19 protein-coding genes are annotated in these 19,904 nt (G+C 66.6%); 9 read left to right on the forward strand and 10 right to left on the reverse strand.

The annotated features are described in order from the left end of the window. Positions 1 to 249: 249 nt before the first annotated feature. Genes trpD through trpA form a run of 4 tightly spaced genes read left to right on the forward strand, consistent with a single transcriptional unit; the run spans position 250 to position 4,695 of the window. Positions 250 to 1,329, forward strand: coding sequence for an anthranilate phosphoribosyltransferase (gene trpD / locus C7I55_RS21835; protein ID WP_106515142.1), 1,080 nt, complete (start codon positions 250 to 252; stop codon positions 1,327 to 1,329). Beyond that, on the forward strand, positions 1,326 to 2,729 hold the full coding sequence (gene trpCF / locus C7I55_RS21840; protein ID WP_106515143.1) for a bifunctional indole-3-glycerol-phosphate synthase TrpC/phosphoribosylanthranilate isomerase TrpF: 1,404 nt from the start codon (positions 1,326 to 1,328) through the stop codon (positions 2,727 to 2,729). The genes trpD and trpCF overlap by 4 nt, the downstream gene beginning before the upstream one ends. Continuing rightward, complete coding sequence (gene trpB / locus C7I55_RS21845; RefSeq protein WP_106515144.1) at positions 2,729 to 3,901, forward strand: tryptophan synthase subunit beta; 1,173 nt, start codon at positions 2,729 to 2,731, stop codon at positions 3,899 to 3,901. The genes trpCF and trpB overlap by 1 nt, the downstream gene beginning before the upstream one ends. Further along, positions 3,898 to 4,695, forward strand: a complete 798-nt coding sequence (gene trpA, locus C7I55_RS21850) for a tryptophan synthase subunit alpha (protein WP_106515145.1) — start codon at positions 3,898 to 3,900, stop codon at positions 4,693 to 4,695. Before trpB ends, trpA begins: the two co-directional genes overlap by 4 nt. A gap of 79 nt (positions 4,696 to 4,774) precedes the next feature. Here the strand turns inward: trpA and C7I55_RS21855 are convergent, their stop codons facing one another. Then, positions 4,775 to 5,047: a GlsB/YeaQ/YmgE family stress response membrane protein gene (locus C7I55_RS21855; protein ID WP_106515146.1), complete on the reverse strand. Its 273-nt coding sequence runs from the start codon at positions 5,045 to 5,047 to the stop codon at positions 4,775 to 4,777. A 201-nt stretch (positions 5,048 to 5,248) separates the two neighbouring features. Here C7I55_RS21855 and C7I55_RS21860 point away from each other — a divergent pair, with 201 nt between their 5' ends. The 3 genes from C7I55_RS21860 (at position 5,249) to C7I55_RS21870 (ending at position 10,871) form a co-directional block, all read left to right on the forward strand. After that, a complete protein-coding gene (locus C7I55_RS21860; RefSeq protein WP_106515147.1) occupies positions 5,249 to 6,463 on the forward strand; it encodes an efflux RND transporter periplasmic adaptor subunit in 1,215 nt (404 codons plus the stop codon). 12 nt (positions 6,464 to 6,475) lie between these two features. Beyond that, positions 6,476 to 9,559 (forward strand): efflux RND transporter permease subunit, encoded by a 3,084-nt coding sequence (locus tag C7I55_RS21865; RefSeq protein WP_106515148.1) that lies wholly within the window; start codon positions 6,476 to 6,478, stop codon positions 9,557 to 9,559. Between the two features lie 109 nt (positions 9,560 to 9,668). After that, positions 9,669 to 10,871, forward strand: a complete 1,203-nt coding sequence (locus tag C7I55_RS21870; RefSeq protein ID WP_106515149.1) for a DUF445 domain-containing protein — start codon at positions 9,669 to 9,671, stop codon at positions 10,869 to 10,871. Between the two features lie 264 nt (positions 10,872 to 11,135). Here C7I55_RS21870 and murA read toward each other — a convergent pair whose 3' ends face one another. From murA to C7I55_RS27840, 3 genes are all read right to left on the reverse strand, one after another. After that, positions 11,136 to 12,419 carry a UDP-N-acetylglucosamine 1-carboxyvinyltransferase gene (gene murA, locus C7I55_RS21875; protein WP_106515150.1) on the reverse strand — a complete coding sequence of 428 codons (1,284 nt, stop codon included), beginning with the start codon at positions 12,417 to 12,419 and terminating at the stop codon, positions 11,136 to 11,138. Positions 12,420 to 12,599: 180 nt separating this feature from the next. After that, positions 12,600 to 12,953 carry an ATP-dependent Clp protease adapter ClpS gene (clpS, locus tag C7I55_RS21880; RefSeq protein WP_199193002.1) on the reverse strand — a complete coding sequence of 118 codons (354 nt, stop codon included), beginning with the start codon at positions 12,951 to 12,953 and terminating at the stop codon, positions 12,600 to 12,602. 193 nt (positions 12,954 to 13,146) lie between these two features. Next, positions 13,147 to 13,587: a phasin family protein gene (locus C7I55_RS27840; protein ID WP_158266533.1), complete on the reverse strand. Its 441-nt coding sequence runs from the start codon at positions 13,585 to 13,587 to the stop codon at positions 13,147 to 13,149. Between the two features lie 40 nt (positions 13,588 to 13,627). Between C7I55_RS27840 and C7I55_RS27845 the strand changes: the two genes are divergently transcribed. After that, the gene (locus C7I55_RS27845) at positions 13,628 to 13,894 is read left to right on the forward strand and encodes a hypothetical protein (protein ID WP_233222348.1); all 267 of its coding nucleotides are present in this window, start codon (positions 13,628 to 13,630) and stop codon (positions 13,892 to 13,894) included. 207 nt (positions 13,895 to 14,101) lie between these two features. Here the strand turns inward: C7I55_RS27845 and C7I55_RS21890 are convergent, their stop codons facing one another. Further along, positions 14,102 to 15,892, reverse strand: a complete 1,791-nt coding sequence (locus C7I55_RS21890; RefSeq protein ID WP_106515153.1) for a PHA/PHB synthase family protein — start codon at positions 15,890 to 15,892, stop codon at positions 14,102 to 14,104. Positions 15,893 to 16,002: 110 nt separating this feature from the next. Beyond that, positions 16,003 to 16,413: a hypothetical protein gene (locus tag C7I55_RS21895; protein ID WP_146151110.1), complete on the reverse strand. Its 411-nt coding sequence runs from the start codon at positions 16,411 to 16,413 to the stop codon at positions 16,003 to 16,005. A gap of 50 nt (positions 16,414 to 16,463) precedes the next feature. On the opposite strand from C7I55_RS21895, the gene glpX reads away from it, so the two are divergent. Next, complete coding sequence (glpX, locus tag C7I55_RS21900; RefSeq protein ID WP_106515155.1) at positions 16,464 to 17,450, forward strand: class II fructose-bisphosphatase; 987 nt, start codon at positions 16,464 to 16,466, stop codon at positions 17,448 to 17,450. A gap of 151 nt (positions 17,451 to 17,601) precedes the next feature. On the opposite strand, the gene C7I55_RS21905 is transcribed toward glpX, so the two are convergent. The 4 genes from C7I55_RS21905 to C7I55_RS21920 all read right to left on the reverse strand — a co-directional run bounded on the left by C7I55_RS21905 (position 17,602) and on the right by C7I55_RS21920 (position 19,838). After that, positions 17,602 to 17,952 carry an SRPBCC domain-containing protein gene (locus C7I55_RS21905; RefSeq protein ID WP_106515156.1) on the reverse strand — a complete coding sequence of 117 codons (351 nt, stop codon included), beginning with the start codon at positions 17,950 to 17,952 and terminating at the stop codon, positions 17,602 to 17,604. Continuing rightward, a complete protein-coding gene (locus C7I55_RS21910; protein WP_106515157.1) occupies positions 17,949 to 18,284 on the reverse strand; it encodes an ArsR/SmtB family transcription factor in 336 nt (111 codons plus the stop codon). The genes C7I55_RS21905 and C7I55_RS21910 overlap by 4 nt, the downstream gene beginning before the upstream one ends. Continuing rightward, positions 18,277 to 18,957 carry a glutathione S-transferase family protein gene (locus C7I55_RS21915; RefSeq protein WP_106515158.1) on the reverse strand — a complete coding sequence of 227 codons (681 nt, stop codon included), beginning with the start codon at positions 18,955 to 18,957 and terminating at the stop codon, positions 18,277 to 18,279. Before C7I55_RS21915 ends, C7I55_RS21910 begins: the two co-directional genes overlap by 8 nt. Before the next feature lie 134 nt (positions 18,958 to 19,091). Beyond that, a complete protein-coding gene (locus C7I55_RS21920; RefSeq protein WP_106515159.1) occupies positions 19,092 to 19,838 on the reverse strand; it encodes a DUF6683 family protein in 747 nt (248 codons plus the stop codon). Between the last annotated feature and the right edge of the window lie 66 nt (positions 19,839 to 19,904).

Genomic DNA, 19,904 nt, shown 5'->3' on the forward strand with positions numbered 1-19,904 from the left:
GAGCCTTGCACCCGGCATTTGGCCCATGAGGTGAAAAAGGCGATTGACGAAACGCCGTTTAGACGCGACTTGGGAGACCATGTCGATGCAGACGATCTCCTTTGCCTGGCGCTGGTGGTGGGATATTCCCTCGGCGGCGGCGCGCGTGCATCGATGGTGAAACGGATCTGACAGTCCGAATCTCCTGAAGCAAGGCCCGCCCACCCGGCGGGCCTTTCTTTTTACGCGCCAGATCCAGGAACGAAATCCATGCTTCGCCCCACCCCGCTCTCGCTTGCAGAACCGGTCGAAGACACCGCCGAACAAAGTGTCGAGACGTCGCTTGCCGCCCTTTATGGGGGGCAGTCGCTGACCGAAGGCGCCGCCGAGCAGCTGTTCGCGGCGCTGGTCGAGGGCAGTCTCGGCGACCCGTCGATCGCTGCCATGCTGATCGCGCTCAAGATGAAGGGCGAGACGGCCGAGGAGCTGACCGGCGCCGCCCGCGCGCTGCGGGCCGCCGACATGCCGTTCGAGCGCCCCGATTATCTGTTCGCCGACAGCTGCGGCACCGGCGGCGACGGCTCCGGATCGATCAACGTCTCGACCGCGGCCGCCTTCGTTGCCGCCGCCGCCGGGCTGCCGGTCGCCAAGCACGGCAATCGCTCGATCACCTCGCGCTGCGGATCGGCCGACGTGCTCGAACAATTGGGCGCCCGTATCGACGTCTCGGCGGACGTTTCGCGCCGGGCACTCGACGCGACCGGCTTCTGCTTCCTGTTCGCGCCGCATTATCATCCCGGGCTGCGCCATGCCGGCCCGGTGCGCCGCGCGCTCAAGGTGCGCACGATCATGAACATCCTCGGGCCGTGCCTCAATCCGGCCGAACCCAAGGTGCAATTGCTCGGGGTCGCCGATCCCAGGCTGATCGAGCCGGTGGCGCGGACCCTGCGCGCGCTCGGCGTCGAACGCGCTCTGGTGGTGCACGGCGCCGGGCTCGACGAGGTCGCCCTGCACGGCCGCACCCAGGCGGTGCGGGTGACCGGCCGCCAGATCGAGCACCTCACCTTCGGGCCTGAGGATGCCGGTCTGAAGCGCCGGCCGCTCGACGCTTTGACCGGCGGCGATCCCGAGGAAAATGCTTCGCGTTTCAAGGCGCTGCTCGAAGGGTGCGGCGAACCCGCCGAACGCGAAGTGGTGGCGCTCAACGCCGGCGCGTTGCTGTTCACCGCCGGGCTCGCCACCGCGCTCCGCGACGGCGTCGGCATGGCGCTGGAGGCGCTGCAATCGGGCGCGGCGCATCGCCGGCTCCAACTGTATGTAGAGGCGACCAATGACGGATCCGCGAAATGATTGATCCCGGCGGCGTGCTTGGCGAGATCGTCGCCCGCAAGCGCATCGACGTGGCCGAACGGCTCGCCGGGATCAGCCTCGACGACCTGCGCGCACGCGCCGAGCCGACCCGGCGCAGCCTCAAGGCGGCGCTCGGTGCGCCCGGCGCGCGCTTCGTCATGGAGGTGAAACGGACCTCGCCGTCCAAGGGCGTGCTGCGCGCCGGCGCCGATCCGATCGAGATCGCGCGCGGCTATGCGGGGGCCGCCGATGCGATCAGCGTCTTGGTCGACACGCCCTATTTCGGCGGCTCCTATGCCGATCTCAAGGCGGTGCGCGGGGTGTTCGAAGGCCCGATCCTGGCCAAGGATTTCGTCGTCGATCCGCGCCAGGTTCCCGAGGCGCGGCTGCACGGCGCAGACGCGGTGCTGGTGATGCTGTCGGTGCTCGAGGACGACGAGGCCGCCGCGGTCGTCGCCGAGGCGCATCGGCTGGGGATGGATGCGCTGGTCGAGACTCACACCGAGGAGGAGGTGCACCGCGCGATTTCGCTCGGCGCAGAGATCATCGGAATCAACAACCGCCAGTTGAAGACGCTCGAAATCGATCTCGCGGTGACCGAGCAGCTCGCCCATCTGGTGCCGGCGGATCGGATCCTCGTTGCGGAATCGGGGATCGAGAGCCGCGCCGACGTCGAGCGCCTTGCCCCGCACGCCGACGCCTTCCTGGTCGGATCCTCGCTGATGTCCGCGCCCGATCCGCGCCTTGCCGCGCGCGCGCTCGCCTTCGGGCGGGTCAAGGTGTGCGGTCTCACCGACGAAGACGATGCCGTGGCGGCGGCGCGGGAAGGCGCGTCCTTCGCCGGGCTGATCATGGTCCCCGGCACGCCGCGCGCTGTCACGGTCGAGCGGGCGCAGCGGATCGCCGCCGCCTCCGGCCTTCCCGCCGTCGGCGTGTTCCGCAACGAGAAATTGCTCCAGGTCGCCCAGGCCGCGCATGCTCTGGGGCTGCACGCGGTCCAGCTCCACGGCCAGGAGGATGCCGCCTATATCCGCGCGCTGCGCGCCCATCTGCCCGACGCCGTCGAAATCTGGGCGGCGGCTGCGGTGGAGGGCGATGTGCCCGCCGCCCGCGCTGGCGCCGATCGCACCCTGTTCGACACGGCGAAGAACGGGACGTCCGGCGGAACCGGCAGCGCCTTCGACTGGTCGCTGCTCGCCGGGCGGGAGGATCTTGCCGGCGGCATTCTCGCCGGCGGCCTCTCGCCCGATACCGCCGCCGCCGCCGCCAGGGTCGGTGCCTATGCCCTGGACGTGAGTTCCGGCGTCGAATCGGCGCCGGGAAGGAAAGATGCGGCCAAGCTCCATGCCTTCTTCGAAGGCCTGCGGCTGCCGGTCAGGAAGGAAATTGCCTCGTGTTGATGGACGGCCGGTTCGGCGCCTTTGGCGGCGCCTATGTTCCCGAGATTCTGATGCCCGCGCTGGAGATGCTCGAGAAAGCATTTCTCGATGCCCAGCAGGATGAGGCGTTCCGTAAGGAGCTCGGCGATCTCCTGCTCAAATATGCCGGGCGGCCGACCCCGCTGACCCGCTGCCGCAATCTCGGCAACGATCGCGCGCGTATCTATCTGAAGCGCGAGGATCTGCTCCACGGCGGTGCCCACAAGACCAACCAGGTGCTCGCTCAGGGCCTGCTCGCCAAACGTATGGGCAAGACCCGGATCATCGCCGAGACCGGCGCGGGCCAGCATGGCGTCGCCACCGCGCTGACCGGCGCCCTGTTCGGCCTCGAGACCCGGATCTACATGGGCGCGCACGATGTCGAGCGGCAGAAGCTCAACGTCTTCCGCATGCAGTTGATGGGCGCCGAGGTGATCCCTGTGACCAGCGGCGGCCAGACGTTGAAGGACGCGGTCAACGAGGCGCTGCGCGACTGGACGGCGAGCTTCGAGGACACCCATTATCTGCTTGGCACCGTTGCCGGCCCGCATCCCTTCCCGCTGATGGTGCGCGAATTCCAGCGGATCATCGGCAAGGAAGCGCGCGCCCAGATCCTGGAAGAAGAGGGACGACTTCCCGATGCGGTGATCGCCTGTGTCGGCGGCGGCTCCAACGCGATGGGGATGTTCGCCGATTTCGTCGAGGACGAGGCTGTGCGGCTGATCGGTGTCGAGGCGGCGGGCCGCGGCATCGAAGGGGACGAGCATGGCGCGACCCTGCTGCGCGGGCGCCCCGGCATCCTTCACGGCGCCGAGACCTATGTGCTGCAGGATGTCGACGGTCAGATCGCCGACACCTGGTCGGTATCGGCCGGGCTCGATTACCCGGCCGTCGGTCCGGAACATGCCCATCTCAAGGACAGCGGCCGCGGCGAATATGTCGGCGCGACCGATCGTGAGGCGCTCGATGCCTTTGCCCTGCTCGCGCGCTCCGAGGGCATCGTCTGCGCCTTCGAATCCGCCCACGCGCTGTCGCATGCGCTGAAGATGGCGGAGGCGGCGACCGAGGACACCGTCCTGGTCGTCAACCTGTCCGGCCGCGGCGACAAGGATATGGAACAGGCCCAGCGCCTGCTTTCGGGAGACGCGGCATGAACCGCTACGATGCGATGTTCCGCCGCCTCGGCGCCCGCAATGAGGGCGCGTTCGGCGCCTTCGTGACGCTCGGCGATCCCGATCTCGCGACCAGCTCGGATATCCTCGACGCCTTGGTGGAAGGCGGCGCCGACATGCTCGAAGTGGGCATTCCCTTTTCCGATCCGGTCGCCGACGGCCCGGTCATCCAGGCGGCGTCAGTGCGCGCATTGGCGAAGGGGGTGACCCCGGCCGACTGCTTCGCCCTGCTCACCCACTTCCGCAGCCGTCATCCCGACATTCCCGTCGGGCTGCTCACCTACGCGAACATCGTCGTCGCGCGCGGCCGCGAGGCATTTTACCAAGCCGCCAGGTCGGCCGGCGTCGACAGCGTGCTCGTCGCCGACGTGCCGGTGTTCGAAGCCGCACCGTATCTCGCGGCGTCCCGCGCCTCCGCGATCGCGCCCGTGCTGATCGCGGCGCCGAACACGCCCGAATCGACGCTCCGCCGCCTCGCTGCGGAAGGGGAGGGCTACACCTATTGCGTCGCCCGCGCGGGCGTCACCGGGGCCGACGAGGAGGTGCGCTTCGGCCATTCGCAGCTGCTCGGGACCCTGAAGGCGTTCGGCGCGCCGCCGCCGGTGTTCGGCTTCGGCATCTCGCGGCCGGACCATGTCGCGGCGGCGCTCGATGCCGGAGCGGCCGGCGTGATTTCCGGTTCGGCGATTGTCCGGCTGATCGCCGACAATCCGGGCGAGGAGGCCGATGCGGTGCGCGGCTTCGTCGCCGACATGAAGGCGGCCACCCGCCGCTAAAGTCAGATGGACCGGCCGGGGCGCACCCAGCCGGTCCACCACATGATCCCGGTTCGGAACGAACCCGGAATCCAGCTTTCTATCGAACGCGTCGGCCGGAAATCAGCTTCCAGATGAAGAGGATGATGATCGCGCCGACGACTGCCGCGATGAAGCCTGCCCCTTCGCCCGGCCGGTACCAGCCGAGCGCGTTGCCGAGGAAGCCGGCGAGCAGCGCACCCGCGACGCCCAGCAATATGGTGACGATGCAGCCGCCCGGTTCCTTGCCGGGCACGATGGCTTTCGCGATCACGCCCGCGAGACCGCCGATGACTATCCACAACAGCCAGCCATAATCAGCCATCAGATTCATCTGTTCCTCCCTTGCCCGTTTTTGCGCGGCACCCAGCGTGGATATATCCGCAATGGCCTTGCTCCAACAAAAACTGTACAGACCGGTTCCGTTGCAGCGGGGGCAGCTGCGGCACTTTGGACTTGAGGCAGGTGATTTATTCGGCTAACACAGTAAGCCGGAACTGACCGGGCCGCATGCGGTGTGGGGATAATGAAAGTCATGAACGTGCAGCAGGGAAAGTGGAGCAGCGACGCGCTCGAAGTCGAAACGCTTGACGACGCGGCGCTGGCCCGCCGGCGCAAGCGCCGCAACATCATCCTTGCTGCCGCGGTCGTCCTGGTCGCCCTTGTCGCCGCGGTGCTGGTGTTCGGCAGCGGCAAGAGCGGCGACGATCCAGCCGCAGCGGCGAAGGCCGGCGAAGCTGCCGGCGGGGCGGGCGGGCAGACGCCGCGAGTCAGCGTCATCGTTCCCGGCCGCCAGCAGGTCGTCCGCACCATTTCCGCCACCGGGACGCTCGCCGCCCGCCGCGACATGCCGGTCGGCGTCGCCGGCGAAGGCGGCAAGGTCGTCCGCGTTCTCGTCGAGCCGGGCCAGTGGGTCGGCGCCGGCCAGACGCTGGCGGTCATCGAGCGTGCCGTGCAGACGCAGGAAGCCCGGCAGCTCGCCGCCTCGATCGAGGTCGCCCGCGCCGATGCCCGGCTTGCCCAGCAGGAGCTCGATCGTGCCCAGTCGCTGGTCGGACGCGGTTTCATCTCCAAGGCCGACGTCGAGCGCCGGATCGCCACCCGCGATGCCGCGAATGCGCGCGTCCGTGTCGCCCAGGCCCAGCTCGGCGCCGCCCAGGCGCGCATCGGCCGCCTCGACGTCCGTGCCCCGGCCGCCGGCCTCATTCTCGGCCGCAACGTCGAAGCCGGTCAGGTGGTGAGCAGCGGCTCCGGCGCCTTGTTCCGCATGGCCCAGGGCGGCGAGATGGAGTTGCTCGCCCGGCTCAGCCAGGAAGACCTTTCGGGGATCACCCCGGGTATCCCGGCGACGGTGACCCCGGTCGGCTCGAGCCAGAGCTTCCAGGGCCGGGTGTGGCAGGTGTCTCCGATCATCGATCCGCAGACCCGCCAGGGCAATGCCCGGATCGCGGTGCCCTATCATCAGATGCTCCGTCCGGGCGGTTTCGCCAGCGCGATGATCCGAGCGGGCGCGGTCGATGCACCGCTGCTTCCGGAAAGCGCCGTGCAGAGCGACGACAAGGGCAATTTCGTCTACCTCATCGACCAGAACAATGCCGTTGTCCGCCGCGATGTCACCACCGGCGAAGTCTCCGATCAGGGTGTCGCGATCATGTCGGGCCTGAACGGCAACGAGCGTGTCGTGCAGTCGGCCGGCGCCTTCCTCAATCCCGGACAGAAGGTCCAGCCGGTTCGCGCGACCGCGCGTTAAGGAGCGCTACGCATGAACTTCCGCAACATCTCCGCGTGGTCGATCCGCAATCCGGTCTCACCGCTCGTCATCTTCGTCGCGCTGAGCATTGCCGGCCTGGTCAGCTTCCTCCGCATGGAGGTGCAGAATGATCCGGACATCGATTTCCCGGTCGCGATCATCTCGATCTCGCAGCCGGGCGCCGCGCCGACCGAACTCGAGACCCAGGTCGCGCAGCGCGTCGAAGCCGCGGTGCGCTCGATCTCCGGAGTCGACGAGATCACCTCCTATGTCAGCGAGGGCAATTCCACGACGGTCGTCCAGCTCGACATCGGCACGCCGATCGATCGCTCGGTCAACGATATTCGTGACGCTGTCCAGCAGATCCGCAGCGATCTTCCGGAAGGCATCCTCGAGCCGCAGGTGCGCCGCGAGGATACCAGCGGCAACGATCTTGCCAGCTTCGCCGTGGTCTCGACCGCGATGACGCTGGAGGAACTGAGCTGGTACGTCGACAACACCGTGTCGAAGGAATTGCTGTCGGTGCCGGGCATGGCCGGAATCGATCGCCGCGGCGGCGTCTCTCGCGAGATCCGCGTGATCGTCGATTCCGACAAGCTTCAGGCGCTCGGAATCACGGCCAGCCAGGTCAACCAGCAGCTGCGCGCGGTCAACGTCAACGCGGCCGGCGGCCGCGCCGAGATCGCCGGATCCGAGCAATCGGTGCGCGTGCTCGGCAACGCCAAGAACGCCTACGAACTCGGCCAGACCGAAATCGCGATCGGTGGGGGCCGGACCGTGAAGCTGGCCGAGATCGCCCAGGTCAAGGATCTCTACGCCGAACGCCGCGGCTACGCGACCCAGGACGGTCAGCAGGTGCTGAGCTTCGGCATGCAGCGCGCCAAGGGCGAATCCGATGTCAGCGTCTATGACGGTGCCTACGAGAAGCTGAAGGCGCTTGAAAAGCGCAATCCGGACGTCAAGTTCGTCCAGCTGACCAACTGGGTCAAATACACCAAGGAACAGTATAAATCGGCGCGCGATGCGATGCTCGAAGGCGCGCTGCTCGCCGTCGTCGTCGTCTTCATCTTCCTGCGCGATTGGCGGGCAACTGCAATCTCTGCGCTCGCCATTCCGCTGTCGGCGATCCCGACCTTCTGGTTCATGGATCTGATGGGCTTCACGCTCAACAGCATGACCCTGCTTGCGCTCAGCCTCGTCGCCGGCGTGCTCGTCGACGATGCGATCGTCGAGATCGAGAATATCGTCAGACACATGCGCATGGGCAAATCCGCCTATCAGGCTGCGATCGACGCTGCCGACGAGATCGGTCTGGCCGTGCTCGCGACGACGATGTCGATCGTGGCGGTATTCCTGCCGGTCGGCCTGATGCCGGGCGTCGCCGGCCAGTTCTTCAAGAATTTCGGCTTCACCGTCGTCGTCGCGGTGCTGATGAGCCTTGCCGTGGCGCGCATGATCACGCCGATGATCGCCGCCTATTTCCTCAAGTCGAAGGGGCATGCCTCGCACGGCGAAGGCTTCCTGATGGACATCTACATGGCCGTGCTGCGCTGGACGATGCGCCATCGCTGGGTCGCCGTGCTGTCCGGCGTCCTCGCCTTCGCGGCGACGATCGGCACGTTCATGATGCTTCCGCAGACCTTCCAGCCGACCACCGATTCCGATCTCATCACCGCCAATATCGAAATGGCGCCCGGCACCACCTTGCCGCAGACCGGCGCCGTCGCACGCGAGGTGGAAGCGATCCTGCGCAAGCAGCCGGAGGTCGAATCCCTCTACACCCGAGTCAATGTCGGCAGCGGCAGCGTTACCGCAAAGCTCAAGGAAAAGGATCAGCGCGAGCGCGAGAGCACCGAGCTCGAGCGGGAGGTGGCGCCGCAGCTTTCCCAGATCGCCGACGCGCGCGTTTCCTTCCGCTCGCAGTTCGGCGGCGGCCGCGACATCATGCTGACCCTTGGCAGCGACGATCCCGCCAAGCTGCAGGAAGTGGCCAACAAGGTCGTCGAGGAACTGTCGAAGGTGCCTGAGGTGACCGCGCCGCGGGTGCAGGGGGATCTCCAACGTCCGGAGATCACGATCCGGCCGCGCCTCGATCTCGCTGCCAATCTCGGCGTCACCACCGGGGCATTGAGCTCCGCGATCCGCATCGCCACGCTTGGTGACATCGATCAGAACAGCGCCCGCTTCTCGCTCTCCGACCGCCAGATCCCGATCCGGGTGGCGCTCGACCAGGATGCGCGCCAGCGCCTTTCGACCATCCAGAACCTGCCGGTGCCGACCACCACCGGCGGCTCCGTGCCGCTCCGCCTGGTCGCCGAAATCGGCTTCGGCGCCGGCCCGACCCGGATCGAACGGATCAATCAGGTGCGCCGCGTCACCGTCGGTGCCGATCTCGCCCCCGGCAAGGTCACCGGCGACGCGATGAAGAAGATCGACGCGCTGCCCACTCTCGTCAATCTGCCGCTCGGCGTGAACCGGATCGAAACCGGAATGAGCAAGTGGCAGGGCGAAATGATCGCGAACTTCATCATCGCCGTCATCGCCGGCATCCTGCTGGTGCTTGCCGTGCTGGTGCTGCTCTACAAGAGGTTCGTGCCGCCCTTCGTCAACATGGCCTCGCTGCTGGTGGCACCGCTCGGCGGCACACTGGCGCTGATGGCCACCGGGCATCCGATCTCGATGCCGGTCTATATCGGCATGCTGATGCTGATCGGGATCGTCGCCAAGAACTCGATCCTGCTGATCGACTTCGCGCTCGAGGAGATGGACAAGGGCGTCGACAAGACCACGGCGATCATCGACGCGGGCCACAAGCGTGCCCAGCCGATCGTGATGACCACGGTCGCGATGGTTGCCGGCATGGTGCCGACGGCAATTTCGCTGTCGGGCGACAGCGCGTGGCGCGCGCCGATGGGCATCACCGTGATCGGCGGCCTGATCCTGTCGACCGTGCTGACCCTGGTGATCGTGCCGGGCTCCTTCTCGCTCGCGCTCGGCGCCGAGAAGTTCCTCGGACGCTGGGCCCGCAAGCTGGTCACCTATCAGGGCGAGCAGGATCACGGGCCGGCACCGACCACGCATCAGCCTGCCGAGTGAACCATTTGGGGGCAGAGCGATTGGAGGGGTGATGACTCCTCACGGCCGTTCTGCCCCGTTTCGCGTCCCTGCCTTGGCCAATGGCCAGCCGCAGAGCGGACTTCGCGCGATGCGCATGCTCGCCACCTTCATGCTGGTGGCGATGGCGATCCTCTTCATTGCCGCAACCCGCCTCCAGCCGCTGCACCCCGCATGGGGCTTCGTTCGCGCCTTCGCCGAGGCGGCGATGGTCGGCGGCCTCGCCGACTGGTTCGCGGTCACCGCCTTGTTTCGCCACCCGCTAGGCCTGCCGATCCCGCACACCGCGATCATCCCGCGCAACAAGGATCGCATCGGCGAGACGCTTGCCTCCTTCTTGCGCGACAATTTCCTGATCCCCTCGGTGGTCGCGCGGCGGATGCGCAACGTCGACATCGCCGGCGCGATCGGCCGCTTCCTCGCCAACCCTCCGCCCGAGGGCCGGCTGCGCGAAGGCGCCTCCCGGCTGTTCGCCGGCCTGCTCGAGAGCTTGGACGAGGAACGGCTGGGCGGCATGGTCAAGGCTGCCGTGGCCGCGCGGCTGAAGACGCTCGACGTCTCGCCGCTGCTCGGCAAGACCTTGGAAGCGGCGATCAACGAGGAACGGCACGTGCCGATGCTCGATTCGATCGTCACCTGGGCAGGCCGCACGCTCGATGCGAATGAAGACATCATCCGCGCCATGGTTCACCAGAAGGCCGGCTGGATCGTGCGTCTTGCCGGCCTCGACGAGCGGCTCGCCGACGCGATCGTCGACGGGCTCAGGCGCCTGACCATCGACATGGCGGTCGATCCCCAGCACCCGCTTCGGGCCAAGGCGGAGGAGGGGCTCGCCGGCCTTGCCTGGGACATGCAGTGGGACGCGGAGACCCAGGAGAAGGTCGAAGCCTGGAAGGCCGAGATCCTCGCCAACAAGGCGGTGACGGAATGGGTCGGCGGCCTGTGGGAGAATAGCCGGGCGGCTCTGCTCAAGGCGGCACGTGATCCCGATGCGGTGCTCGCCGGCAAGTTCGGCGAAGCGCTTCGGCAGCTCGGCGAGTCTGTTCAGCAGGATCCGCGGCTGAAGGGCGCGATCAACAGCTTCGCCCGGCGCGCCGTCGTCGGCGTCGTCGCCACCTACGGCAGCGGCATCGTTACCCTGGTCTCGGACACCGTCCGCGGCTGGGATGCCCGCACGATCACCGGACGCCTGGAAAATGCGGTCGGCCGCGACCTCCAATATATCCGCATCAACGGCACCCTCGTCGGCGGCCTCGTCGGCCTGCTGATCCACACGATCGAAGTGCTGGCCTGACCTCAAGATCCTCCCCGGACCGGGGAGGGGGACCGCCTGAAAGGTGGTGGAGGGTGTCCCGAGACGTCAGACCATCAAGCCCACGACGGGCCTCTAGAACCCTTCCTCCATCCGCCGGTTGGTCCCCCTTCTCCCCAGCGAGGAGGACCTCCTGAAGCTCTAACCGTCATGGGAGGGATCGAGGTAGCCACGTTTGGAGCATGCTGTGATTGCGTGGAGAAGGGCACTGCCGCCCCTTCACCTGAAGAGAAGGAGCTGTCCCCCTTACCCGTCGCTGGCGCGCTCGATGTCTGCGCCCACGGCTTGGAGCTTCTCCTCGAGCCGCTCGTAGCCGCGGTCGAGATGGTAGACGCGGTTGACCTGGGTTTCGCCGCTGGCGGCAAGGCCGGCGAGCACCAAGCTCATCGAGGCGCGCAGATCGGTGGCCATGACGGGCGCGCCGTGCAGTGCCTTGACGCCCTTCACCACCGCCGAGCGGCCGCGCACTTCGATGTCGGCGCCCATGCGGTGCAGCTCGGGCACGTGCATGTAGCGATTCTCGAAGATCGTCTCGGTGAGCAGACTGGTGCCATCCGCCAGGGTCAGCATGGCCATGAACTGCGCCTGCATGTCGGTCGGGAACGCGGGATAGGGTGCGGTCGAGATCGAAAGCGGCTTCAGGCCGCCATCGGCGCGGACGCGAATGCCGTCGTCGAGATCCTCCACGATCAGCCCGGCGTCGGTCAGGCTGGAGAGGATCGAGGGCATCGTTTCCTTGCGGGCGCCGATCAGGTCGAGCGAACCCCCGGTGATCCCGGCCGCACAGGCATAGCTGCCCGCCTCGATGCGATCGGGCATCACCGAATAGGTGGCGCCGTGCAGTCGGTCCTTGCCCTGGATGGTCAACGTGTCGGTACGCAGGCCCTCGATGTCGGCGCCCATCGCGATCAGGCACTTGGCAAGATCGGTGATCTCCGGCTCGCGCGCCGCATTCTCGATCACCGTCGTGCCCTTGGCGAGCACCGCCGCCATCAGCGCATTCTCGGTCGCGCCCACCGAGACGAAGGGGAAGCGGATCGTGCCGCCCTGCAGGCGTCCGCCGGGCGCGGTCGCCTTCACGTAGCCGGACGCGATCTCGATTTCCGCGCCGAGCGCTTCCAGCGCCTTGAGGTGGAGATCCACCGGGCGCATGCCGATCGCGCAGCCGCCGGGCAGCGACACGGTCGCTTCACCGGCGCGGGCGACCAGCGGCCCCAGCACCAGGATCGAGGCGCGCATCTTGCGGACGATGTCGTAGGGCGCGACCGTCGAGGCGATGTTGGAGGCGCGCAGGGTCATGACACGACCGAATTCGTCGGGCCGTGCGCCCTCGATCATCGTCGACACGCCCAGCTGGTTGAGCAGATGGCCGAAGCTGTCGACGTCGGCCAGGCGCGGCAGGTTGCGCAGCGTCAGCGGCTCGTCGGTGAGCAAGGCGCAGGGCAGCAAAGTGAGTGCTGCGTTCTTGGCGCCCGAGATGGGAATGCGGCCGTTGAGGGGCTTCCCGCCCCGGATGATGATGCGATCCATGTCGGGTTCTTAGTGGTTTGGCAGCCCCGTGCAAGAGGCGCGACGAGCCCGTAACGAGGCATGCGCTACGGCCCACCCGTCCGGCCCGACCGTCGCAGAGTCGACAGCGTCCGGCACGCTGGCGCCTCTCCATCGAAGGAAGCCAGGCACCCGTTCGGGCGCGGCGTCAGTGGAACCCTATCAGGCTTTCTCGAGCGTGCACTGGAGCGGGTGCTGGTTCTCGCGGGCATAGTCGATGACCTGCGAGACCTTGGTTTCCGCCACTTCGTAGCTGAACACCCCGCACACGCCCACGCCGCGCTGGTGGACCTGGAGCATGACTCGGGTCGCGTCCTCGATGCCCATCTTGAAGAAGCGCTGCAAGACGAGCACGACGAACTCCATCGGCGTGTAATCGTCGTTCAGCATCAGCACCTTGTAGGGGGAGGGCGTCTTGGTGCGAGTCCGCGTTCGGGTCGCGACCCCAAGGCCCGTCCCTTCGTCGTCGCCCTTGCGTTCGCCCGCGGCGGTGATCGTCAGTTCATTCGATGACATAAGCATGCACTAAATATTGCACCGGACGCACCTGGGACAAGAGATTCGCTCCTGCCGCAAGCGATAAACGCACACGTCTCGGCGAATTTCCATCGGATGGGCACCGGTAAGGCCCAAGGCCGCCGCGATGCCTAAGCAAAAAGGCGGCCCGTCCGCTGGACGAGCCGCCTTCTCGATCTCGGTGCGACGCTGCTTAGAGGGCAGCGGCGGTGCGAACGCGCTCGGCGGCAACCGTCGCGCGATTCGTGATCGGCTCGGCGACTTCACCGGCGAGCTTGAGCACGGTCTCGCTCAGCTTCGAGCTCTCGGCGACGAGCGCGTCGAACTGGGTGCGGGCGAACTCGCTCTGCAGGCGGAAGAAGTCGGCCGGCGTCTTCACTTCGGCGAGGCTCTTCAGGGTCGCGGAGGCGTCCTCGAAGCTCTTGCGGCCGAATTCGGCAACTTCCTGGCCGAGCGTCTCGAAGCCGCGCGCGGCAACCTTGGACGAAGCGACGACCGCCTCGACGTTGCCGCGACCGAGCTCGGTCAGCTCTTCGGCGATACGGGTGTTGCGCTCGATGACGGTCTTGGCGCGCTCATTGGCATCGCCGAAAACGGCCTGGAAACGCTCTGCAACATTGGTGTCGTTGAACATGATCCTCATCCCTTCATTCAGATTCAAGGTCTTGGGTGAAATGGCTGTCGGCGCCGGCAGGGCTTTGACCGTGGGCTGCGCCGGCGCAGGCTTGCGCGCGACGGAGGCCTTCGGTGCCGCCTTGGACAGGACCTTGCTCACCTTCTTCACCGGCTTGGCTGCGATCGGCGCGGACCTTGGCGCCGGAGCAGCGGTCTTCGCCGGAGCGGCTGCCGCGGCCTTGCGGACGCGAAGTGCCGGAACAGACTTCGTCGCCTTGGCGATCGGAGCCGCCGGCGCTGCGGTGGGCGCAGGCGCGGAGGTCTGATCATCGGCCTTCACCGCGGTGGCCGAAGCCTCCGCAGCCGAAGTCGCGTCAATGGAAGGAGCTTCAGTCGTGCTGGTTTCGTCAGCCATTTCAATCACCTAACCTTTGCTGCATCGCAACATAGGTGATTCGCCGGTTCAAATCAAGCAGTTTGTGCGGTGCAGCAAAGCAACTTTATTTAATCGGCGCAAGGGCTTGTCGTGGGACTCAGCGGCCTCGCACGTAACTCCCCGGGGCGTCCTCGATCGCCTTGAGCTTGCCCTTGCCCGGCGTGCGCGCACCTTTCGCAGCCACCCGCTTGTCGGAGCGGGCGCCGATCCAGGCGATCCAGTCCGGCCACCAGCTGCCCTTGGTCTCAGTGGCACCGGCGACGAACTCCTCGAGCGTGGAGACCTTCGCGTCGTTGGTCCAATATTGGTATTTCTGCGCCTCCGGGGGATTGACCACGCCGGCAATATGCCCGGATCCCGCAAGCACGAAGCGCAGCGGTCCCTTGAAGTGATGGGTGATCTTCCAAACGCTGTGCGCCGGCGCGATGTGGTCCTCGCGTCCGGCCTGGACATAGGTCGGAGTCTCAACCTTGCCGAGATCGATCGGCTCTCCGTCGACGACAATGCCGCCGGTCACCAACTTGTTGTCCCGGTAGAAATCCCGAAGATAGGAATGGTGCCACTTCGCGGGGAGGTTGGTCGTGTCGCCGTTCCAGTGGAGCAGGTCGAACGGGGGATAATCCTCACCGAGCAGATAATTGCTGGTAACGTAGTTCCAGATCAGATCGCGCCCGCGCAGCATGTTGAACGTCGCCGCCATGTAGCGACCGTCCAGATAGCCTTTCTCCGCGGACATCTGCTCGATCATGTCCAGGGTCTCGTCGGCGATGAACAGCTTCAGATCCCCGGCTTCAGAGAAGTCGATCTGGGCGGTGAAGAAGGTGGCACTGGCGACCTTCTGCGCCTCGCCGCGCGCGGCAAGCAGGGCAAGGGTGCAGGCGAGCGTCGTGCCGGCCACGCAATAGCCGATGGCGTGGACGCTCTCGACGCCGAGCAGGTCGCGGATCGTGTCGATCGCGTCGATCTGGCCGCGCAGCACATAATCGTCGAGGACGGTCTCGGCGAGCGTCTCGTCCGCCGATTTCCAAGAGACCACGAAGACGGTCAGGCCTTGCTCCACCGCCCAGCGGATGAAGCTCTTCTTCGGGTTGAGGTCGAGAATATAATAGCGGTTGATCCAGGGTGGGAAGATCACCAGCGGCGTCTCGAAGACGCTCTCCGTCGTCGGGGAAAACTGGACGAGCTCGTAGAGCGGCGTGCGTTTGACCACCTTGCCGGGCGTCATTGCGATATTGCGTCCGACCTCGAACGCCGTCGGATCGGTGTGGGTGAGCTGGCCCTTCGAAAGATCGCGGAGCATGTGCTCCAGCCCCCTGAGCAGACTCTCGCCCTTGGTCTCCATCGCCCGTTCGAGCACCAGCGGATTGGTCAGCGCGAAGTTGGACGGCGCCATCGCGTCGACGAAGCTCTTGGTCAGGAAACGCGCCTTCTCGCGCTGCTTGGGGTCGAGCCCTTCGATCGCGTCGACCGATCCGAGCAAGCGTTCGGAGACGAGCAGATAGCTCTGCCGGATCATGTCGAAGATGGGATTGTCCTGCCATTGCGGCGCATTGAAACGCTTGTCGCGATCGGCTTTCTCAGCGAGCTCGCTCTTGCCGCCGTCGAAGCCGAGCGCCCGCTGCCACAACGACAACCCATCCGTCCACAGCGTCACCTGCTGCTCCGCCAGCTTCGCCGGATCGGGGAACATGTTCATCCACGGCATCGCTTGGGCAAGCGCCTGCGGCTCGGGCGGCTTCACCTCGCGCATCTGCTGGGCGAGGAACTCCATCATCAGCTGCTGGGCGCGGCCCATCACCCAGGTCCATTGCTGCATTTCCTCCAACGTCGGAAGCGATGGGGCAGCGCCAGGCGCGCCAGTCCGGGAAGCATCGTCTTTGTCGGCCATTGCGGTCCTCTCCTGCGCTTCAATACACGCGAGCTCGGCAAAGGTGCCAGCCGCGATGTCGTCGGCCGCACATCGTCGAATTCGCCCTGCCCGGTGGAAGCGGTCAGATCTCAGTCATCCCGCCCGAGCAGGTGTTCGCCGATCTTGTAGAGAAGCTTGCCGGCCTTGAGGAAATCGACATAGGCGCCGCATCGGCGGCTCTCGGCACAGCTCTGGTCGCCGGCGCCCATCGCAGCAAATCCGGACGGTGCTTCGCCGGGAAGCAGGCTCGTACGGGCCCCGGGAACGCGCTGGTCGGCGAGCGCCTCGCGCTCTCGATCCGCGCCGCGGCGCCCGCAGACGACGATTTCTTCACCGTCGCCGCTTCGGCAGTCGATACCTGTGCCTTGAACAAGGAGGCGGCGTTGCCTCTCGATCGCCTGCTCCGCGGTAATTTCTGCCAGTTCGCCGGGCAGCGGCGCCGACCAGGCGGGCACCGATGCGAAGGCGAACAGGACGAGCGCCATTCTCGACTTTGTCATGTGCCTCGCCTATCGCGATCCCGGGGGCCTGAAAGAGGATGACAGATTATATGGTGACTGCAAGCCACGTTCTCGACCGGGTTCTGGTGCTCGAAATGGTCCGCGTGACCGAGGCCGCGGCGGTGGCCGCATCCAAGCTGGTCGGACGCGGCGACGAGAAAGCGGCGGACCATGCGGCGGTCGAAGCCATGCGCGAGGCGCTGAACCAGCTCGAATTCGACGGCACCGTCGTGATCGGCGAGGGTGAGCGCGACGAGGCCCCGATGCTGTTCATCGGCGAGAAGGTCGGTGCCGCGCAGGGCAGCGGTCCGAAGATCGACATTGCGCTCGATCCGCTGGAGGGCACCACGATCACAGCCAAGGCCGGCCCCAATGCCCTCGCAGTCCTCGCCATCGCCGAGGAGGGCTGCCTGCTCAACGCGCCGGACGTCTACATGGAGAAGCTCGCCGTCGGACCGGGCTACCCCGAGGGCGTCATCGATCTCGACAGGTCGCCGACGGAGAATGTCCGCGCGATCGCGGCGGCCAAGGGCGTCGATCCAGCCGACATCATCGTCTGCGTTCTCGATCGCCCTCGCCACACGGCCTTGATCTCCGAATTGCGCGCGCTCGGCTGCGGCATCCAGCTGATCCCCGACGGCGACGTCGCCGGCGTGATCGCGGTCAGCAATCCCGAGACGACGATCGATATCTATATGGGCCAGGGCGGCGCACCCGAGGGCGTGCTCGCGGCCGCGGCGCTGCGCTGCGTCGGCGGACAGTTCAAGGGCCGCCTCGTCTTCCGCAACGATGCCGAGCGCGCGCGTGCCGCCCGCTGGGGCGTCGAGGAACTGGACCGGATCTACGATCTCCACGATCTCGCCCGCGGCGACGTGATCTTTGCGGCGACCGGAGTCACCGATGGTTCGCTGCTCGCCGGCGTGAAGCGCGGCCGCGACGCGATCACCACCGAGAGCGTGGTGATGCGCGCCTCGACCGGCACCGTGCGTTGGGTGAAGGGCGAGCACCGCCACGAGCCGGGCGGCCAGGACGCCTGATTCCGGCCCCGGTCGGCTCCGGCGCCTGAAGCTCAGGCCGCCGGCAGATCCTCCACTTCGAGCAGCAGCCGGTCGAGCCCGTCGGCGGTCCCGCGAATCCGTTCCTCGATGTCGTCATGGCCATCGAGATAGGCGAGCTGTTCGGTCAGCCTCAGCAGGGTTCGCTGCCGTCGTCGTGGAATTCGGTGGTGACCAACGAGGCGGACAGCGAGCGGCCTCCCGCTTCCATCGCATAGGCGAAGATGATCCGGGCATCGGGGACGATCTCGAGGAACACCTTCTCGATCTGCTGAACTGCACCGCCCGGCAGGATGGCACGGTGGATCTCGCGCCCGCCGGGACGAAAATCCATGCTGTAATCGGTCGTGCCGCCATCCGCATGGCAATCGGACCAGCGCTTCTTGGCGACCGGATCGGACCAGGCGCGGAACACGCGGGCGCGCGATGCGGTGAACCGCCGCTCGAGGACGAAGCTGCCATGGGTTGCCGAGCGCTCGATCATTGCTCTTCTCCGTCGAGATAATCGGCGAGCCGATCGAACTCGCGCGTCCAGTGGGCCTTGCGGGCCGAGATCCACGCCTCGAGCGCGGCGAAGGCATCGGGCGTGATGCGGTATGTGCGGACCCGGCCGGACTTGTCCGATCGGACGATCCCGCCGGCCTCCAGCACCGCGAGGTGCTTGAGCGCGGACGGAAGGGCAATGCCGAGCGGGCGGGCAAGATCGGAGACCGAGGCCGGGCCGCGGCTCAATTGATCGATCATCGCGCGGCGGCTGCCGTCGGCAAGCGCGACGAACATCCGGTCGAGCGGGGCCTCGTGCCCAGCTTCAGGCATCGTCGGCGAGGAAGCGCGCCGGGATCGAACCGGACAGGGGGAAATATTGGAACCAGGGTTGCGCCTCGCCGATCACGCGCCGCACCGACGGGCGGGCCATCAACCGCTCGAAATAGCCGGACAATGCCGCATGCCCGGCGGGAAGGGGCTGGACGATGGCGGCGTAGAACAAGGCCGGTGCCGCCGCACAGTCGGCAATGGTGAAGTCCGCTCCCGCGATCCACGGGCCGCTGCCGAGCCGCTGCTCGATCAGAGCGTAGGCGGACGTGAGATCCGCGCGGGCCTCCTCCTGGGTGCGCAGGTGGCGCTCCGCCTCCGGACGAAGCAGCTCTGCGATGAAGCGCTGCATCGGAGTCATGACGTAGAGATCGAACAGACGATCCCATAGGCGCGCATGCAGGCGCAGATCGTCGTCTTCGGGCAGCAGCGGACCGGTGCCGGAATAGCGCGTGTGAAGATGCTCGATGATGATCGAGGTCTCGGGATAGACGGTGCCGTCATCCTCCAGCAGCGGGATCTTCGCCGTCGGCCACAAGGCTTCGAATGCCTGTCGCGCGTCGGGATCGCCGAGATTGACCATCCGGGCCTCGAACGGCGTGCCTTGCTCGTACAAGGCGATCAGCACCTTCCAGCAGCAGGAGGAGAGCGGGTGCGAGTAGAGCGTCAGCGCCATCGGATATCCTTAGTTTCCGTGGTGACTAAGTGTCCGATCGCGCGCGGCGAGGCAAGCAAAACTTTCCAGATCAGCTAAGTGTTGCGTTTACGCCTGTTTCTCCCGAGAGACGCTATGCCCTAGGGCGGCGCTGGTCAGCCGTCGGAAAAGCCTTGCGCGGTCAGCCGCATTGCGCGGAAATCACGGTTCATCGCCCGTTGGTAATGCGCGGCCACGCGGGCGACGAATTGCGTGCCATTGCCCTCGCGCTTGGCATTTTCAGCACTGCCGCCGAGCAGCGCCGCGATGATCTTGAGCTCCTCGGCGAACCTCGCGCGGGTGGTTGGATCGCGTAGAGCCGCGTTGCCGGCCATCTGCCCAGCGACCTGCCGGCGCACCGCGCGCAAGGCGGTTGGATCGGCATCGGTCCCGCGAACGATCTCCCAGCCCACGATCAGATAGACCGTCAGCACATCGGCTGCGTCGTCGGCTGCAAGACCATTGGCGCGCATCGTGTTCGCGAACGACTGGTGGAAGGCCGCGCTGCTGAGCTCCGTCTCGACGGCCCTGGCGGCTTCGGGACCCATGCTCCTCACCCTGTCGACGAACTCGGATATCACCTGCTTGCGCAGCGCGGGACTCGCCTCGAACGGAAAGCGCGCATCCGACAGGGTTTCGGACGGAATCCCGGCAGCGCGTCGTCCCGTCGATTGCGAGCGCCGGTCGGTGCTCGAGCGCGCCGTCCCGCGCAATGCATTCCGGTTGATCACGGAACTCGTCAGCGCCCGGCTCTGCACGCTCATGTCCATCGGCGACGTGCCTGGAATGAACTGAGCCTCGGCCGCCGGCGCCAGGACAAGCACGGTCAGGGCGATAAACACCATCGGGCTTCGGATCGTCATCACGTCACTCCTGCAAGCAGGTACGATGAACGGGTCGGTGATCCGAATAGAACTACAGTCCGGCCA

Origin of the sequence: Allosphingosinicella deserti (genome assembly GCF_003012735.1) — a bacterium.
In the GTDB taxonomy this organism is placed as follows: Bacteria; Pseudomonadota; Alphaproteobacteria; order Sphingomonadales; family Sphingomonadaceae; genus Allosphingosinicella; species Allosphingosinicella deserti.

What these genes read in the sequence shown, in the direction of transcription:
- trpD (WP_106515142.1), top strand. Translation starts at nt 250, where the DNA reads ATGCTTCGCCCCACCCCGCTCTCGCTTGCAGAACCGGTCGAAGACACC.
- trpCF (WP_106515143.1), top strand. Translation starts at nt 1,326, where the DNA reads ATGATTGATCCCGGCGGCGTGCTTGGCGAGATCGTCGCCCGCAAGCGC.
- trpB (WP_106515144.1), top strand. Translation starts at nt 2,729, where the DNA reads ATGGACGGCCGGTTCGGCGCCTTTGGCGGCGCCTATGTTCCCGAGATT.
- trpA (WP_106515145.1), top strand. Translation starts at nt 3,898, where the DNA reads ATGAACCGCTACGATGCGATGTTCCGCCGCCTCGGCGCCCGCAATGAG.
- C7I55_RS21855 (WP_106515146.1), bottom strand. Translation starts at nt 5,047, where the DNA reads ATGAATCTGATGGCTGATTATGGCTGGCTGTTGTGGATAGTCATCGGC.
- C7I55_RS21860 (WP_106515147.1), top strand. Translation starts at nt 5,249, where the DNA reads ATGAACGTGCAGCAGGGAAAGTGGAGCAGCGACGCGCTCGAAGTCGAA.
- C7I55_RS21865 (WP_106515148.1), top strand. Translation starts at nt 6,476, where the DNA reads ATGAACTTCCGCAACATCTCCGCGTGGTCGATCCGCAATCCGGTCTCA.
- C7I55_RS21870 (WP_106515149.1), top strand. Translation starts at nt 9,669, where the DNA reads ATGCGCATGCTCGCCACCTTCATGCTGGTGGCGATGGCGATCCTCTTC.
- murA (WP_106515150.1), bottom strand. Translation starts at nt 12,419, where the DNA reads ATGGATCGCATCATCATCCGGGGCGGGAAGCCCCTCAACGGCCGCATT.
- clpS (WP_199193002.1), bottom strand. Translation starts at nt 12,953, where the DNA reads ATGTCATCGAATGAACTGACGATCACCGCCGCGGGCGAACGCAAGGGC.
- C7I55_RS27840 (WP_158266533.1), bottom strand. Translation starts at nt 13,587, where the DNA reads ATGTTCAACGACACCAATGTTGCAGAGCGTTTCCAGGCCGTTTTCGGC.
- C7I55_RS27845 (WP_233222348.1), top strand. Translation starts at nt 13,628, where the DNA reads ATGGCTGTCGGCGCCGGCAGGGCTTTGACCGTGGGCTGCGCCGGCGCA.
- C7I55_RS21890 (WP_106515153.1), bottom strand. Translation starts at nt 15,892, where the DNA reads ATGGCCGACAAAGACGATGCTTCCCGGACTGGCGCGCCTGGCGCTGCC.
- C7I55_RS21895 (WP_146151110.1), bottom strand. Translation starts at nt 16,413, where the DNA reads ATGACAAAGTCGAGAATGGCGCTCGTCCTGTTCGCCTTCGCATCGGTG.
- glpX (WP_106515155.1), top strand. Translation starts at nt 16,464, where the DNA reads ATGGTGACTGCAAGCCACGTTCTCGACCGGGTTCTGGTGCTCGAAATG.
- C7I55_RS21905 (WP_106515156.1), bottom strand. Translation starts at nt 17,952, where the DNA reads ATGATCGAGCGCTCGGCAACCCATGGCAGCTTCGTCCTCGAGCGGCGG.
- C7I55_RS21910 (WP_106515157.1), bottom strand. Translation starts at nt 18,284, where the DNA reads ATGCCTGAAGCTGGGCACGAGGCCCCGCTCGACCGGATGTTCGTCGCG.
- C7I55_RS21915 (WP_106515158.1), bottom strand. Translation starts at nt 18,957, where the DNA reads ATGGCGCTGACGCTCTACTCGCACCCGCTCTCCTCCTGCTGCTGGAAG.
- C7I55_RS21920 (WP_106515159.1), bottom strand. Translation starts at nt 19,838, where the DNA reads ATGACGATCCGAAGCCCGATGGTGTTTATCGCCCTGACCGTGCTTGTC.